The 15164-nt window shown below is 69.2% G+C and carries 17 protein-coding genes; 8 read left to right on the forward strand and 9 right to left on the reverse strand.

All coding sequences use genetic code 11. From position 1 onward, the window contains the following. The first annotated feature begins 146 nt into the window (after positions 1–146). Genes DJ017_RS14170 through DJ017_RS14180 form a run of 3 tightly spaced genes read left to right on the forward strand, consistent with a single transcriptional unit; the run spans position 147 to position 2741 of the window. Entirely contained in the window at positions 147–1373 is a 1227-nt protein-coding gene (locus DJ017_RS14170; RefSeq protein ID WP_111529320.1) for a nucleotidyltransferase family protein, read from the forward strand. Continuing rightward, positions 1373–1993 (forward strand): Cap15 family cyclic dinucleotide receptor domain-containing protein, encoded by a 621-nt coding sequence (locus DJ017_RS14175; RefSeq protein WP_111529321.1) that lies wholly within the window; start codon positions 1373–1375, stop codon positions 1991–1993. The genes DJ017_RS14170 and DJ017_RS14175 overlap by 1 nt, the downstream gene beginning before the upstream one ends. Position 1994: 1 nt before the next feature. Beyond that, on the forward strand, positions 1995–2741 hold the full coding sequence (locus tag DJ017_RS14180; protein ID WP_111529322.1) for a PD-(D/E)XK nuclease domain-containing protein: 747 nt from the start codon (positions 1995–1997) through the stop codon (positions 2739–2741). 162 nt (positions 2742–2903) lie between these two features. On the opposite strand, the gene DJ017_RS14185 is transcribed toward DJ017_RS14180, so the two are convergent. Further along, on the reverse strand, positions 2904–3290 hold the full coding sequence (locus DJ017_RS14185; RefSeq protein WP_111529323.1) for a hypothetical protein: 387 nt from the start codon (positions 3288–3290) through the stop codon (positions 2904–2906). A 157-nt stretch (positions 3291–3447) separates the two neighbouring features. Between DJ017_RS14185 and DJ017_RS14190 the strand changes: the two genes are divergently transcribed. After that, positions 3448–4050 (forward strand): hypothetical protein, encoded by a 603-nt coding sequence (locus tag DJ017_RS14190; protein WP_111529324.1) that lies wholly within the window; start codon positions 3448–3450, stop codon positions 4048–4050. Between the two features lie 114 nt (positions 4051–4164). Here DJ017_RS14190 and DJ017_RS14195 read toward each other — a convergent pair whose 3' ends face one another. Then, on the reverse strand, positions 4165–4788 hold the full coding sequence (locus tag DJ017_RS14195; RefSeq protein ID WP_111529325.1) for a glutathione S-transferase family protein: 624 nt from the start codon (positions 4786–4788) through the stop codon (positions 4165–4167). Between the two features lie 145 nt (positions 4789–4933). On the opposite strand from DJ017_RS14195, the gene DJ017_RS14200 reads away from it, so the two are divergent. Next, the gene (locus DJ017_RS14200) at positions 4934–5284 is read left to right on the forward strand and encodes a hypothetical protein (protein WP_133255459.1); all 351 of its coding nucleotides are present in this window, start codon (positions 4934–4936) and stop codon (positions 5282–5284) included. A gap of 9 nt (positions 5285–5293) precedes the next feature. Here DJ017_RS14200 and DJ017_RS14205 read toward each other — a convergent pair whose 3' ends face one another. The 5 genes from DJ017_RS14205 to DJ017_RS14225 form a co-directional block, all read right to left on the reverse strand. Continuing rightward, positions 5294–5731 carry an HIT family protein gene (locus DJ017_RS14205; RefSeq protein ID WP_111529327.1) on the reverse strand — a complete coding sequence of 146 codons (438 nt, stop codon included), beginning with the start codon at positions 5729–5731 and terminating at the stop codon, positions 5294–5296. Positions 5732–5788: 57 nt separating this feature from the next. Beyond that, positions 5789–6952, reverse strand: a complete 1164-nt coding sequence (locus DJ017_RS14210; RefSeq protein ID WP_111529328.1) for a GNAT family N-acetyltransferase — start codon at positions 6950–6952, stop codon at positions 5789–5791. Further along, entirely contained in the window at positions 6949–7695 is a 747-nt protein-coding gene (locus DJ017_RS14215; protein ID WP_111529329.1) for a glycerophosphodiester phosphodiesterase, read from the reverse strand. The genes DJ017_RS14210 and DJ017_RS14215 overlap by 4 nt, the downstream gene beginning before the upstream one ends. Then, positions 7692–8153 (reverse strand): RidA family protein, encoded by a 462-nt coding sequence (locus DJ017_RS14220; RefSeq protein WP_111529330.1) that lies wholly within the window; start codon positions 8151–8153, stop codon positions 7692–7694. The genes DJ017_RS14215 and DJ017_RS14220 overlap by 4 nt, the downstream gene beginning before the upstream one ends. Positions 8154–8246: 93 nt before the next feature. Next, positions 8247–8810 (reverse strand): phasin family protein, encoded by a 564-nt coding sequence (locus DJ017_RS14225; RefSeq protein WP_111529331.1) that lies wholly within the window; start codon positions 8808–8810, stop codon positions 8247–8249. Positions 8811–9144: 334 nt separating this feature from the next. Between DJ017_RS14225 and DJ017_RS14230 the strand changes: the two genes are divergently transcribed. Beyond that, a complete protein-coding gene (locus tag DJ017_RS14230) occupies positions 9145–10380 on the forward strand; it encodes a D-alanyl-D-alanine carboxypeptidase (RefSeq protein ID WP_319417984.1) in 1236 nt (411 codons plus the stop codon). Between the two features lie 72 nt (positions 10381–10452). Here DJ017_RS14230 and DJ017_RS20425 read toward each other — a convergent pair whose 3' ends face one another. After that, a complete protein-coding gene (locus DJ017_RS20425) occupies positions 10453–10902 on the reverse strand; it encodes a DnaJ domain-containing protein (RefSeq protein WP_165830634.1) in 450 nt (149 codons plus the stop codon). Between the two features lie 4 nt (positions 10903–10906). After that, on the reverse strand, positions 10907–11713 hold the full coding sequence (locus tag DJ017_RS14240) for a division plane positioning ATPase MipZ (protein WP_111530118.1): 807 nt from the start codon (positions 11711–11713) through the stop codon (positions 10907–10909). 148 nt (positions 11714–11861) lie between these two features. Here DJ017_RS14240 and panC point away from each other — a divergent pair, with 148 nt between their 5' ends. Both panC and DJ017_RS14250 read left to right on the forward strand, forming a co-directional pair. Beyond that, on the forward strand, positions 11862–12710 hold the full coding sequence (gene panC, locus DJ017_RS14245) for a pantoate--beta-alanine ligase (protein WP_111530119.1): 849 nt from the start codon (positions 11862–11864) through the stop codon (positions 12708–12710). Between the two features lie 274 nt (positions 12711–12984). After that, positions 12985–15102, forward strand: a complete 2118-nt coding sequence (locus tag DJ017_RS14250; protein WP_111529334.1) for a family 16 glycosylhydrolase — start codon at positions 12985–12987, stop codon at positions 15100–15102. The last annotated feature ends 62 nt before the right edge of the window (positions 15103–15164 follow it).

A 15164-nucleotide genomic window follows, 5' to 3' on the forward strand; every position in this document is an offset into this window, starting at 1 on the left:
AGCTGGGGGTGCGCGGGCCCATTGGCGGCCTGACCTCGGCTAGCCCCGCCGATCCACAACATCTTGTGTGCCTGGACTGCCGCACCTCTAGAATTGGGACTCCGGCGGTTTCATCTGGTAGGATCAGTGGCGAAGCTGGATCGACCATGACCGACGACAACCCCTTCCGCAGGGGCCTGGGCGGGCCGCTCGGGCCGGACCCGTTCTCCGAACTCTCGGGGCTTGCCCGATTTACCGACCCGCCGCCGAACGCGCTCTCCGCCTTTTCGGACCTCGCCCGAATGACCGGCCAGACGAACTCCCTGTCGGAGCTCGCCCGCCTCGTCGCCTCGCCCGCGCCTCCAGCCACCGGCCTAGGGCTGCCCATGACGTCGTCTCTCGCCCAAGCTCTCAGCGGCGAACTCAGCTACCTCGGCGGCCTCGGCGGCCTTGAGAAATACCGCCAGCGGCGCGAGTGGAACGCGCGGTTTGAGCACTGGGAGAAGCCGGCGAGCACGACGGAGGAGAGCACCCTGGACCGGGCGCAGCGCATGGTGCGAGAGGCTATCGCCGGGAGCGTGTGGCTTCGGGAGCAGGGAGCGACGGTGCAGCCGCAAGGCTCGTACCACAACAATACGAACACTCGCTTGGACGCGGACGCTGACCTGCGGGTGCAACTGCCTCTGATCAAGGTCGACTACCATCCCAACGTGACGGTCCCGTACGCGCGCTCTCTGCTCGGGCTGACGGACTCTTCGTGGAGCTTCGACCAACTCTTCACGATGCTGCGTTGGGAGCTGGAGACGCTGCTCGGAGAGGCCTTCGGCAAGAGGAATGTGACGCCCGGCAACAAGGCGATCCGCGTGAAGGGCCTGCGCGGGACGCGCGCCGAGATCGATGTCGTTCCTGCCGTCCGCTACCAGAACATCATGTGGTGGGACTGGGAGGCTCGGTACAACACGATCGAGGGTGTCGCCCTGCTGTCGAAAGACGGCCGCTGGACCATCAACTACCCTGATCACCACCGCGCGAGCGGCGTCGCGAAGCGGGCGGGTACAGGTCACCAATTCAAGCGGCAGGTCCGCATCTTCAAGCGCCTGCGCGGCGACCTGGCCCAGCGAGGGCTCTTGCACGCCAAGGTCCCGTCGTTCCTCGTCGAGAGCCTCGTCTGGAATGTTGAGGACGGCTATTTCACGGTCTCCGGTGACGACATGTACGAGCGCGTGCGCCGGATCGCCCGCCGGCTCCAGTGGATGGTGCGCGACGAGAACACGGCGGCTGGGATGCTGGAGGTGAACGGCCTGAAGAAGCTGTTCACTGAGGAGCAGGCGTGGACTTGGGCTGACGCCATGGCCTTCGCGGAGGCGGTGGTCGCCCATCTCGGCGACGCCTGATGTGGTCGCTTCTGCCGGCGAATTGGCGGCTGACGCTCATCGTCGCCACCACCCTCTTCGCGGCTTGGGCCTGGGACGGTCTGCACGTCGCGTTCACCGGTCAGCACGCTTCGCCGCTTGACCTCATCTCCCCCGTCGTCTTCGGGCTCGGCACCGTGGCGACGCTCGCCTTCACGGCCACGTGGCGGATGTTGTGGAACGCGGTCCCGGCCCTCGGCCGGCGCGTGTTCCCTGACCTGAATGGGCGCTGGGAGGGCAAGCTGCTGTCGAACTGGATCGACCCCCAGACGGGGAAGGACATCGCGCCCATCGAGGCGACGGTCTGGATAAGGCAGGGCTTGTTCAAGACGACGGTCCGGCTGAAGACCGGCGAGTCCACGTCGCGATCTACGCGGGCAATATTGGAGCCCTTCCGCGACATCGGCTGCTTCAAGGTTTGGTACACCTACAACAGCGACCCCGACGCCCAGGTGCGCCACCGCAGTTCGCCCCACGAGGGGATGGCCTCGCTCGAATACGACATCACCGCGCCCGGCAAGGCCAAGATCAGGTACTTCACCGACCGGGGCACGACGGGCGACATTGAGCTGACCAGAACTTCAAGGGATCCGGACGCCTAGCATGTCCGCGAGCAAGGAAGAGGTGCGGGAGTTCCTGCAGTGGACGCTCGCCCTGCAGAGGGCGATGGAGCTAGCCGTTCGCTCTGACGATCCGGAGTACGTCTGGAAGTACTTCGGCTACAGGGAGTTCGCCCGGAAGTACGATCAGATCCTCCGCCACATCGCGTCAAGGATGGCGCTTCCGCCGATCTTGGACGCCTACGACCTGAGCAAGTTGAAGGGCCCGGGCGACACGGTAGCGCCCCAGCAGAAGGCGTTTTTCGAGAGCATCTACGCCAACGTGAGCCTGCTTCGGAGCATCCTTGAGAAGCATGCCGGAAAGGTGGAGGACGAGTTCTCGGCCCTCCGCGACTTCATCCAGGCCCGGCTGCGCAGCGCCATGTTCGAGCCGCCCGCGAACGAGCGGGAGGTCCAGAACGCGCTTGAACAACTTCTCATCGGGCGTGGCCTCCAGAAGGGCCAGGACTACGACCGCGAGACCGGGCGGGTGAAGGTCTCCGCGAAGGAGGTCGTTCCCGACTTCATCCTCGCGCCCCTCTCAACCGCCGTGGAAGTGAAGATCGTCAAGGACGCCCTGCGCGTGAAGGCAGTGATCGATGAAATCAACGCGGACATCCGCTCGTACTCCGCGAAGTACGAGAGGATCATGTTCGTCATCTACGACCTCGGGTTCATTCGCGACGAGGCAGAGTTTCGGCACGGGCTAGAGAGCCCGGGCAATGTCTCCGTCGTCATCGTTAAGCAGTGACCGCTGAGAACCCGTCCGCAAGCTCGTTCAGCTTCAGCGTCATCTCCTCGGCCATCCTCCAGTGTCTGCTTCTGGCGCTGAGCGGACGAGCCTTGCCACCAGCGCCGGGGGCTCGCCACGGACATCAGCGATGACGCCGCGGGGTGGAACGGGGCTGCCGTTCTAGCGGCTGAGCGCCACTCGCAGAGAGGCGATGAAGAGGGCCACGGCGACAGGCGCCCAGATCGCGCGCTCGGCGGCGCTCGGGGTGATGAGGTTCAGGATGCTCGCGCCGGCCAGCAACGCGACCACGCCCCAGGCGAGCCATCGGCTCGCCGCGCGCCAAGACCGCAGCACGACACCTGCCCGGCAGAGAACGACGAGGGCGAGGCTGGCGAGGATGGCGGCCTGAAGCAGCGCGATGATTCGCATGACGGGCGGGTAGACGCCGGGGACCGAGCCGCCCATGGCCAACGCCCCCCAGGGCGCGCCAAGCGCGAGCGCCAGCTGGAAGGCCACGACGACCGCCGTAAGTCCGGCGAATAGCTTTGCGGTGACCCGGGGGCTCATATGAACTCTGAGGAAGCGCCTGCGCCGAGCTCTTAGCGGACTCGCGGACTCGAACCCACGGTGAAGATCCCGGCATCGAGAGGTCGATGCGAACGCCCCGTCTGCGGAAGCATGGAGCTTGCGCAACTGCAACGGATGTTCTATCTTTGTTCTCTCCATGCCGACCACCCCCGCCACGTCCGAGATGCTCAGCGAGATGAGCGCTTGCGCCTATCGGCTGGGGATGGCGTTCGGCGCGGCGGCCGAGCGGGCGGAGGATGGCGGGGAGAGGCTGGAGATGTTCGGCCTGTTCGAGCGCTGCTTCTTCGCCGTGCGGGTGGCGACCGCGCTGCAGCTTCGGTTGCGGCGGGAGGGCGCGATCGCCGAGGGCGTCGGTCCCGAGACGGAGCGGCCCGAGGCGGAGCGTGCGGAGGCCATCGAGGCGCGGCCCGAGCGCGAGCGTTTCGAGGGTGACCGCGAGCGCGACCGCGAAACCGAGCGGGCCAGCCTGCCCCTCTTCCTGAACACCCTGCAGGGCGTGGCGGCCGAGGCCGCCGCCCTGCCCTCGCCCCTATCCGATCTTGGGCCGGCCGAGCTGCCGGCGCTGCAACAGCTCCTGGCCCGGGCCGCGCCGTCGCCCGCCCGGCCGCCGCCGCCGAGGACGCCGCTGCGCGATCGCCTGGCCGGCTCGGCCGCCCTGGCCCTCTCCGGCGTCAGCCCGGCCCTTCGGCCGGCGCACATCCCGCCGACGCGCCGCGCCACCGGCCCGCCGCGCCGCTGAGGCCGCGGAATTCACCTCCCAAGCTCCAGATCTTCCGCCACGAGGCCGGGCCCGCCCGGACCTCGGCGCCGGCGCATGCCCGCGCGACGGGCGCGCGGTCCAGGCGCGTCCGGCTCAGGCCGCCACGCCCTCGTGCGAGCGCTCGTAGGCGCGCTTATAGGCGTCGCGGGCCGTGGTGCGGGCGAGGTAGGCCTGTTCGGCGTCGCTGAGGGCGAAGCCGTGATTGCCGCCCAGGCGCAGGGCGTAGCTCACCGAGATGTCGGCGGCCGTGAACCTGTCGCCCGCCATGTAGGGCGCGCCTTGAAGCTGGCGCTGCACGAGAAGGCGGCGGCGCTCGACGCAGTCGCGGGCCCAGCGGGCGCTCCAGTTGTCGCGCTCCGCCTCGGGCGCGAGGAAGCCGCTGACCAGCGGGACCATCATCAGGGTCGCCAGGCCCGCCTCGCCCAGGTGGAGGAACTGCTGGTAGGCGCCGAAGGCCGGATCGTCGGGCGCGGGCTGCAGCGGCGTCGGCCCGTAGCGGCCCATCAGGTACTCCATGATGGCGACGGACTCGACCATGGTGACGTCGCCGTCCTGGATCGCCGGCAGGAAGTCGCCGGGATTGACGGCGAGCCAGGCCGGGTCCCGCTCCGCCGCCAGCATGTCGACCGGCCGCAGGCGGTAGGGAAGGCCCATCTCCTCCAGGACCCAGACGGCCCGGAGCGATCGCGAAGTCTGTCCGCCCCACACCGTGATCATCGTCCTCATCCTCCGTCCGATCGGGCGCTCTGGACGCGCCGCCGCGTCAGGAGCGTCCGACTTCAGGCTTCCTGTCAACGATGGGGATCGCGCTCGCGGCTCAAGGCGGCGGTCTCGGACGTTTGTCTTCCAGGAGGCCCGCACCATGAGACAGCGGACAAAGGCGATGCAGCGGACGGCGGCGGTCCTCGCCGGCGCCCTGGTGCTGATCGGGGGCGGCGTCGCGGCCGCCGACGAGCCGGGCGTGCAGATCACGAACCTCGATCAGGCCGACGCCATCGTCAGCGTGATCGACCGCAACGACGGCGACCGACTGATCCTCGACCACTACCGGATCAATCACGGCGAGACCTATTCCGTCACGCCGCGCTTCGGGCGCGACCACAGCTACGACCTGCGCTGGCACGCCGAGCGGACGAGCGACCACAAGGCCAAGGACGGCGAGTGCTTCGGCCGCGAGACGCCCTGCGGGATCGATCTCTGGGAGGCGCGCTGAGGCCTCAGCCTAGCTGATCTTGGCGGCGATCTGTTCGGCCAGCACCTTGAGCTCGGCCGGGTCGGCCATGCCGCCGCCGGCGTGGCGGCCGAGCGGCACACCCTCCCAGCGCGGGATGATGTGGAAGTGCAGGTGGAAGATGGTCTGGCCGGCCGGGGCGCCGTTGAACTGGGTGACGACGATGCCGTCGGGATTGAGCGCCGCGCGCACCGCCCGCGTCACCCGCTGCACCCCGAGGATCAGGGGCGCCAGCACCGCCGGATCCTCGTCCAGCAGGTTGCGCGCCTCCGAGCGCTTGGGGATCACCAGGGTGTGGCCCTTGGCCTGGGGGAAGACGTCCATGAAGGCGAAGACGTGGTCGTCCTCGAACACCTTGGCCGCCGGCGCCTCGCCGCGGAGGATCTTGGCGAAGATGTTCCCCTGGTCGTAGGTCCCGTCCAAGCTCATGCGCGCGCTCCCTGTCTTGCCGGCGTCGTAACAAATCCTCCCCCTCAGGGGGAGCATCTACTCGCCCTGCCGGAAGGGCGAATACTCCTCGGTCAGCCACTCGATCTCCTCCTCCACGCCGGCGCGCTCGCGCTCGAGGAAGGCGTTGACCGGGCCGCGCAGCGCCGGGTCGGCGATGTAGTGGGCGGAGTAGACGGCCTTGGGCAGGTAGCCGCGGGCGATCTTGTGCTGGCCCTGCGCCCCGGCCTCGACGCGCGGCAGGCCGTGGAGGATCGCCCACTCGATGGCTTGGTAGTAGCAGAGCTCGAAGTGGAGGAAGGGCACGTCCTCGACGCAGCCCCAGTGGCGGCCATAGAGGCAGTCGTCGCCGATCAGGTTGAGGGCGCCGGCGATCCAGCGGCCGTGGCGGCGGGCCATGATCAAGAGTACGCGGTCGGCCATGCGCTCGCCGAGCATGGAGAAGAAGGCGCGCGTCAGATAGGGCCGGCCCCACTTGCGCGAGCCGGTGTCCATGTAGAAGCGGAAGAAGGCGTCCCAGTGCTCTTCGCTGAGGTCGCCGCCGGTCAGGCACTGGACCTCGACGCCCTCCAGGGCGTCACGGCGCTCGCGGCGGATGGTCTTGCGGCGGCCCGAGGACAGGGCGCCGAGGAAATCCTCGAAGGTGGAATAGCCGGCGTTCTGCCAGTGGTACTGCTGGCCCTCGCGCAGGCCGAAGCCCTGCTCGCCCAGCCAGCGCCACTCGGCCTCGGTGGGGAAGTTCACGTGCAGGCCCGAGGCGCCGTAGCGCTCGCAGAGCGTCAGCCCGCCGCCGACGAGGTAGCGCCAGCCCTCCTCCGCCTCGACGTCCGGCCGCACCAGAAGCCGCGGGCCGGTGACCGGGGTGAACGGCGCGGCCGAGAGGAGCTTGGGGTAATAGCGCCCGCCGGCCCGCTCGTAGGCGTCGGCCCAGGCGTGGTCGAAGATGTATTCGCCCTGGCTGTGGCTCTTCAGATAGAGCGGCATCACCGCGGCGGCGCGCCCGTCCTCGTCGTCGACGACCAGGTGCTGCGGCCCCCAGCCGGCGCGCTCGACGGCGCAGTTGGCCTCCTCCAGCGCGTCGAGGAAGTCGTAGCGCAGGAACGGATTGCCGGCGTAGGCCGGGTTGGCGGCGCAGGCGTCCCAGTCCTCTCGCCCGATCTCGGCGACGCGGCGGCAGACCCTGACCGCCGGCTTCAGCGTCACGCCCTAAAGCCCTCGAAGATGAGGTTGTCGCAACCGTCCTTCACGGCCTCCCACTGCTCGGGCGACTTCACCGTCCAGGCGACGATGGGCATGCCCTGGCTGCGGAACTCGGCGGCCCTGGCGCTCGGCAGCATGTCGAGGCCCAGCGCCAGGAAGTGGGGCCTGGCGATCGCCACGTGCTCGAGGTTGGCGAAGGCCTTGCGCTGCTCTTCGTTCATCTGCGGGGCCCGGTCGTAGGAGTAGCTGTCCAGCCCCCTCAGAACGCCCGGGAAGCGCTCGGCGAACCAGGCGTGCGAATAGGGATTGAAGCCGATCACGCACACCGGGCCGGCGTGGTCGATGAGGATCTCGTGCACCCGCTGCTCGAGCGGGCCGACGTGGCCGTAGGGCGTCTTCAGCTCGACGTGCACCATCGCCCGGCGCCCGATCAGGGCGAGGGTCTCGGTAAGGGTCGGGATGCGCTCGTCCGTGCCCTTGAGCCGCAGCTCGGAGAGCTCGGCCAGGGTGCGGTCGGCGAGCTTGCCCGGCGCGCCGGTCATGCGCTCCAGCTTGTCGTCGTGGAACACCACGGCCTCGCCGTCGGCGGTCAGCTGGACGTCGAGCTCGACGCCGTAGCCGGCGGCGCAGGCGGCATGGAAGGCGCCGAGCGAGTTCTCCGGCGCGCCGTCGGGACTCCACAGCCCGCGGTGCGCGACCGGCGGCGCGAAGAGCAGGTCCCAGGCCTCGCCGAAGCGCTGCCTCACGACAGGGCCACCACCGCGTCGACCTCGACGGCGAAGTTCATCGGCAGGCGGTAGACGCCGACCGCCGAGCGGGCGTGGCGGCCCGCGTCGCCGAACACCTCGACCATCAGGTCCGAGGCGCCGTTCACCACCTGCGGGATCTCGAAGAAGCCGGGGCCCGCCTGGACGAAGCCGCCGAGCTTGATCACCCGCTTCACGCGGCCGAGGTGGCCTTCGCAGGCAGCCTTCATCTGGGCGATGAGGTTGATGCCGCAGAGCCGGGCGGCGCGCTTGGCAGTCTCGGCGTCGACGTCCTCGCCGACGATTCCCTTAACGCCGCCGGAGGCGTCCACCGACACCTGGCCGGAGATGTGGATCAGGTCGCCGGTGCGCACGAACGGCACGTAGTTGGCGACGGGAGGATTGGGCTGCGGGAGGACGATCCCCAGCTCGGCGAGGCGGTCTTCGATCTGCGACATGGCCGCAGGTCTACAGCCGGGTTAGGCATGAGAAAAGGCCCGGACCTCACGGCCCGGGCCTACGCTCGGTACGCTACTCTACTGAAGCTGGGCTCAGCGGGTCGCCTGCAGGCGGCCGACCACGTCGGAGACGCGCTCGTTGAGCGGCTTGAAGCTCTCCTTGAAGGAGGCGGTGAAGGTCTCGGTCATCTTGCCGATCTCACCGACGTAGGCTTCGAAGGCGCCCTTGGCGAAGGTGGTCTGCAGCTCGAAGAGCTCCTGCGGCGTCTTCGCGCCGGCCAGGGCCTTGGCGGCGCTCACCTGGGTCTCGAAGGCGTTCTTCGAGTAGGCGACGGCCTGGGCGCCCAGGGCCTTGGCGGCGCTCACCTGGGTCTCGAAGGCGTTCTTCGAGTAGGCGACGGCCTGGGCGCCCAGGGCTTCGGCGCCCTTGGCGGCGGCCGAGACCGACGCCGCGACGGCCTCGAAGTTCTTCTTGGAATGGGTGTTCGCCTCGGTCAGGGCGGCGAGGGTCTTCTCGACGCCGTCCTTGAAGGCGGTGTTGGCGGCGGTGGTGATCTGGTCGACCGTGGCGCGGGCGGCCTCGGCCTCCGGCTTCAGGCTTTCGACGGCGGCCTTCACCTTTTCGGCGGCCGGCTTGAGGGTTTCAGCAGCGTCCATGGCTGGGCGTCCTTGAGCGATGGGGAGGAACGGCTCTTCGCCGCGATGCAACAGGCTTTGGCGGTAAGTTTGGGTACGAAACCCCCGACGTTGCCAGGACGCTCTCATGTTGCACTGCAGCAGTCAAGTGAATTTTTGTGCACTGCACAATGACGAAAGCGTGACCGCATTTCCGCGACAATTCAGCCCGTTCAACTCCTTGTTTACCGTGGCGCAACCGTGAGCGTGCCATGGTACCTACGATTCAGGCGTGGTGAGCCGCGCCCGGTAACGTTCAGATTCGACGGACGAAAGCATGCTGAAGCACGCCCGCCGCCTTTTTGTGTCCCTTGGCTTGGCCGCCGCAACCCTGATGGCGGCCACCCCACCGGCGGCGCAGGCGCAGATCCCCTACTTCCGTAACCTGCTGGCCGCCACGAGCGGCCGCTATGCAGCGATCGTGGTGGACGCCAAGACCGGCGAGGTCCTCTACGACCGGCATGCGGACGCCCCGCGCTACCCGGCGTCGATCACCAAGGTGATGACGCTCTACCTCACTTTCGAGGCGCTCTCGACGGGCAAGCTGCACCTGGACGACCGGGTGGTGTTCTCGCCCCACGCCTCGGCCCAGGCCCCCACCAAGCTGGGCGTCCGGCCCGGCGATTCGGTGAGCGTCAGCGAAGCCATCCAGGCGATGACCACCCTGTCGGCCAATGACGCCGCGGTGGCCATGGCCGAGAAGATCGGCGGCACTGAGAGCCGCTTCACCGCCCTGATGAACCTGCGCGCCCAGGAGCTGGGCATGCAGAACACCCACTTCGCCAACGCCAACGGCCTGCCCGACAGCCGCAACCTGTCGACGGCGCGGGACATCGCGATCCTGTCGCGGGCGGCGATGCGGGATTATCCGCAGTACTACCATTACTTCAGCCAGCGCTCGTTCACCTTCCGCGGCCGCTACGTCCAGAACCACAACCACATGCTGGAAGGCGTGCAGGGCGTCGACGGGCTGAAGACCGGCTTCACCAACGCCTCGGGCTTCAACATCGCCATCTCCGGCGTGCGCGACGGCCGCCGCCTGATCGTCGTGGTCCTGGGCGGCCCGACCCGCGTGCAGCGTGACCAGAACGCCGAGGACCTGCTGCTCACCGGCTTCGACGTCATGCGCCGCCGCGCCATGGGCGAGAAGCTGACGATCGCCCAGAACCTGTTCGAGCCGGAGCCCACCGGCCCGGTGGTCCGCCCGCCGGTCGAACAGGGTGACGGCGACCAGGACGCCCTGAAGATCGAGCTGACCTCGGCCCCGCCACCGCGGGCCAAGGTGCGAGGCCAGCCGGCCAAGCCGGCGGCCAAGGCCGAGCGCTGGGGCGTGCAGGTGGGCGAGTTCCGCAGCCGCGCCGACGCCAAGGAGCAGATCGCCCTCGTCCAGCGCAAGTTCGGCAGGCACTTCGACAGCGCCGATGGCGCGGCCGAGAAGGCCGGCCGCCGCTACCGGGCGGTGTTCACCGGCTTCTCGCAAGGCGAGGCCAAGGACGCCTGCCGCGCCCTGAAGGCCAAGCGCCTCGCCTGCGCGGTCGTCGAGCCGAGCTGACCCACGACGAGAACATGGCGGGGCGCCAGAGGCCCTGGGGAGCGATCCCCGGGGCCTTTCTCTTGCGCGCCTTCAGCCGCCGAGCAGGCGATCCCGGGCGGCGTTGAGCTGGGCGGCGAGGCCTGAGGTTCCGCCCTTGTCCGGATGGGCCATGCGCATCAGCCGCGAATAGGCCGCCTGGATCTCCTCTCGTCCGGCCTGCGGACTGACGCCGAGGATCGACCGCGCTTCGGCCAGCGACATGGCCTCTCGCCGCGGCGGCGGAGCCTCGCCCCGCCCTGCCCTCGGATTGACCCTCGGGTTGAACCTGGTCGTGCCGGCGAGGCTGAGGCCGATGGCGACGAGCGCCAGGGCCGGCAGCCAGGCCTCGCGCACCCCGAGGTAGGCGGCGGCCACGAGGCAGGCCAGAGCCCCCGTCCCCGATGCGAACCGCCACTCACGGCGGATCCTCACCGGTCGCCCGGCGCGGCCCGCCGTGACCAGCACCAGCAGGATCAGGCCGCCGAGGATCAGGTAGATCATCCGCCTATTCTGCGGCGATCGGCTCCACGTCCGCAAACCCGGAGAGGCCGAGGGCGGCCATCAGGGCGCGCAGTTCCTGGCGCGCGGCCACGTGCTGCAGCGACATGGCCACGGGCCGGATGGACGGCGAGAGGTCGGCGATGGTCAGGCCGAAGGGGAAGAGCTCGCGGTAGATCACGCGATCGCGCAGGCCCGGCCCGACGCGGAAGCCGACCTTGCGCGACAGCGCCTGCACCCGCTCGTCCAGGCGCTTGCGGTTGCGCGCCTCGGTGGGCGCCAGGCGGTTCCGCAGCACCACCCAGTCGATCATCTTGCGGTCGATGGCGGCGCGCTGCTTGCGGCATTCCCACACCGTTTCGGCGTAGAGGCTGTGGCGCTTCAGCTCGAGGGTCACGGGATCGACCACGCCGAGCATGTCGAAGTCCACGAAGCTGTCGTTCATCGGCGTGACGATCAGGTCGGCCTTGGCGTGCGCCGAACGGCTGACCGCCGTGTCGCTGCCAGGCGTGTCGATGAGCACGAAGTCGGCGGCCTCGCGCGCCTGGGCGAAGGCGTCTTCGAAGCGGGCGTCGGCGTCCGCGCCGAGCGGCACCGCGAACTCGGCGGGCATCGGAGCCTCGGCGCCGTTCGCCGCCAGCCAGGCGCGCCGGTTGGCGAAGAAGTGGGCCATCGACTGCTGTCGCAGGTCGAGATCGATGGTGGCGACGCGGGCGCCCGCGTGCAGCAGGGCCGTGGCCGTATGGATGGCGATGGTGGACTTGCCCGCCCCACCCTTCTCGTTGCCGACTACGATGACGCTGGCCTGAGGCATGCGCTCGATCTCCAAGTCCTCGGCGAAGGCCGACTCAATCGGCCCTAGCTGAGCGCGGCGGGGGAAGTCGCGTCAACGCGGCGTCGCGTGGCGCCTGTGGATGGACTTGCGCCGCCGCCCCCGCCATAAGCCGCTTCCCATGAGCCAGATGACGCCGCCCATCGTCCGCACCGTGGCCGAGCTTCGCGCCCATGTGCGCCGCTGGCGGGCCGAGGGCGAAACCGTGGGCTTCGTGCCCACCATGGGCGCCCTGCACGAGGGTCACCTGTCGCTGGTGCGCCTGGCCAAGAGCCGGGCGACGCGGGCCGTGGCCAGTGTCTTCGTCAACCCCACCCAGTTCGGACCCAACGAGGACTTCGAAGCCTATCCCCGCGGCGAGGCGCAAGACGCCGAGTTGCTGGCCAGCGTCGGCTGCAACCTGCTCTACGCCCCGACGGTCGGCGAGATGTACCCTGAAGGCTTCTCCACCACGGTGACGGTGGCCGGCGTCTCGGAGCCGCTCGACGGTGCGGCGCGCCCCGGCCACTTCGCGGGGGTCGCGACGGTGGTCTCCAAGCTGCTCCTGCAGTGTGGTCCGGATGTCGCGGTGTTCGGTGAGAAGGACTATCAGCAGCTGCAGGTGATCCGCCGCCTGACGCGCGACCTCGACATTCCGGTGGAGATCATCGGCGGTCCGACCGCCCGGGCCGACGACGGCCTCGCCCTCTCCTCCCGCAACGCCTATCTCACCCCTGAAGAGCGGCAGGTGGCGCCGGAGATCCACCGCACCCTCACGGCCGCCATCGAGCAGCTCCACGCCGGCCGGCCCGTCGCCGAGGTGGAGGCCGGGGCGATCGCCCGGCTGTCGGCCGCCGGTTTCGCCCGCGTGGACTATGTGGAGGTGCGCGGCGCCGGCGATCTCGCCCGCCTCGGGCCCGGGCCGATCACCCCGCCGGCGCGGATCCTGGCGGCGGCGTTTCTGGGCAAGACCCGCCTGATCGACAACATGGCGGTCTGAAGGTTCCCTGCGACCTCTGCGGCGCGTTGACGCACAGCCAAGCTGTCGGACAAGTCGACCTCCGCTGAAACAGCTAAGCTACGACCGACGAAAGGTCAGAGACTTAGCACTCTACGGCAAAGCTTGGCGATGAGCCGGGCCTATACCCGCGTAAGTGCTCATTTGATCTACCTCAGGTGGCTGCGACAACTTCGCTGTACCGGTTCTTAATGCCGACACACTAGGGTCTCGACCGCGCAGCACGGGGGCCTGCGCGCCCAGCACCGGACCTCAGATGGCTCTCTACAAATTCAACGGCGAGGCCGCCGCCGAGACGGCTGCGCCCGTGCAGAACTTCTATGGCGTCAGCGGCGCGGTCGACAGCGAGACCGGCGGCGCCCAGGCCGAGTCCTTCTGGGGCGGCGACGGCGACCTGATGGTCGGGGCCGGCGGGGACGACACCTACTACATCAAGTCGGCGACGGACCGCGTGGTCGAGCAGGCTGGCGGCGGGACCGACCTGATCCACGCCTGGCGCAACATCAACCTCGCCGACTACGCGAACGTTGAGAATCTCGCCGTGGACAGCGACGGCGTCTATGGCGCGGGCGACGGCCACGACAACGTCATCTACGCCGGCTCCGGGACCGAGCAGCTCTACGGCGGCGGCGGGCAGGACGTGCTGGTGGCGGGCTCGGGCAAGGACACCTTCATCGTCAAGGCGGGGGAAGGCTCGGACGCGATCTACGGCTTCAAGACCGCCACCGACGTGGTCCGGCTGAGCGCCGGCTTCACCAGCTTCGCCGACGTCCAGGCGCACATGACCCAGGTCGGCGCCGACACGAAGATCGACTTCGGCGGCGGCGAGGGCCTCATCCTGCGCGGCGTCCAGGCCAGCGCCCTGACCGGCGCCAATTTCCAGCTCGAGCTCGCGCCGGCCCGGCTTGGGGCCATGACCTTCCACGATGAGTTCTCGGGGCCCCTCTCCCTCTACGACAAGGAGAGCAATCCGGGCGGGACCTGGCGGCCGGACTACGACCTGCAGGGTACGCAGGGGGCCGGCTCCTACACCCTGTCGAGCAACGGCGAGCGGCAGATCTACACCTCGCCCTACTTTCGCGATCACAACGGCGACTTCGCTGAGAGTCCGTTCGTCTCGAACGGCGACGGGACCCTGTCGATCATCGCCCGGCCGTCGAGCAATCCGGAGATCTTCGGCTATGGCTACACCTCGGGGATGATCTCCTCGAAGGAGAGCTTCGCCCAGACCTACGGCTACTTCGAGATGCGCGCCGAGCTGCCGCACGCGGCGGGCGGCTGGCCGGCGTTCTGGCTATTGCCGGCGGACCGCTCCTGGCCCCCCGAGCTCGACGTGATGGAGACCCTGACCAACGATCCGCACGCGGACTGGACCACGGCCCATTCCGGCGTCGGCGGCACGCACACCTCGAGCGGCATCGCTTCCTACATCCCGGACACCGCCGACGGCTTCCACACCTATGGGGTCCTTTGGACGTCCTCGGACCTCGTCTGGTACGTGGACAATGTGGAGGTCTTCCACGCCGCCACGCCGGCGGACATGAACAAGCCGATGTACATGATCGCGAACCTGGCCCTCGGCGGCTGGGGCGGCTCGATCGACAACGCGGCCATGCCGGCCGAGATGAAGATCGACTACATACGGGCCTACAGCCTTGGCTCGACCGCGACGGCGAGCCCGCCGCCGGTCGTTTCGCCTCCTCCGCCCACCGGCAGCGGGCAGGCCACCTCCCCGCTCCAGCCGACCTCGGGCTCAGATGTGCTGCAGGCCAGCGCCGGCCAGGCCGAGATCCACGGCGGCGCCGGCGCCGACACCCTGACCGGCTGGTCCGGGAATTCCTTCCTCACCGGCGACGACGGCGACGATCTGATCAACGGCGGTTCCGGCTTTGACCGCACCAACGGCAACGCCGGAAACGACACCGTCCACGGCAATGGCGGGGACGACTGGGTCACCGGCGGGCGCGACAACGACCTGCTGTTCGGCGACGACGGCCGCGACATCCTCAATGGCAATCTCGGCAACGACACCATGGACGGAGGGGCCGGCGACGACGTGGTCCGCGGTGGCCAGGGCGACGACCTGCTCAAGGGCGGCGACGGGGCCGACTGGCTGACCGGCGACCGGGGTTCCGACACCCTCACCGGCGGCGCCGGCGCGGACACCTTCCAGCTGTTCTCCGGCTCGGGCGCGGACCGCGTGACCGACTTCAACGCGGCCGAAGGCGATCACGTCGCCCTCGACGTCGGCGTGCATTATCAGGCGTCCCAGGTGGGCGCCGACACTATGGTGACGCTCGACACCGGGGACAGTCTGACGCTCGCCGGCGTGTCGTTGTCGTCCCTGCCGCCCGGCTGGATCTTCCAGGCCTGAGCTGCGCAATCGCGCGAGCTGTCGCAGGGGCCGCGGCAGGCGGTCGCGCGACCCCTGCGACC

The organism is Phenylobacterium soli, assembly GCF_003254475.1.
Taxonomy (GTDB): Bacteria; Pseudomonadota; Alphaproteobacteria; order Caulobacterales; family Caulobacteraceae; genus Phenylobacterium; species Phenylobacterium soli.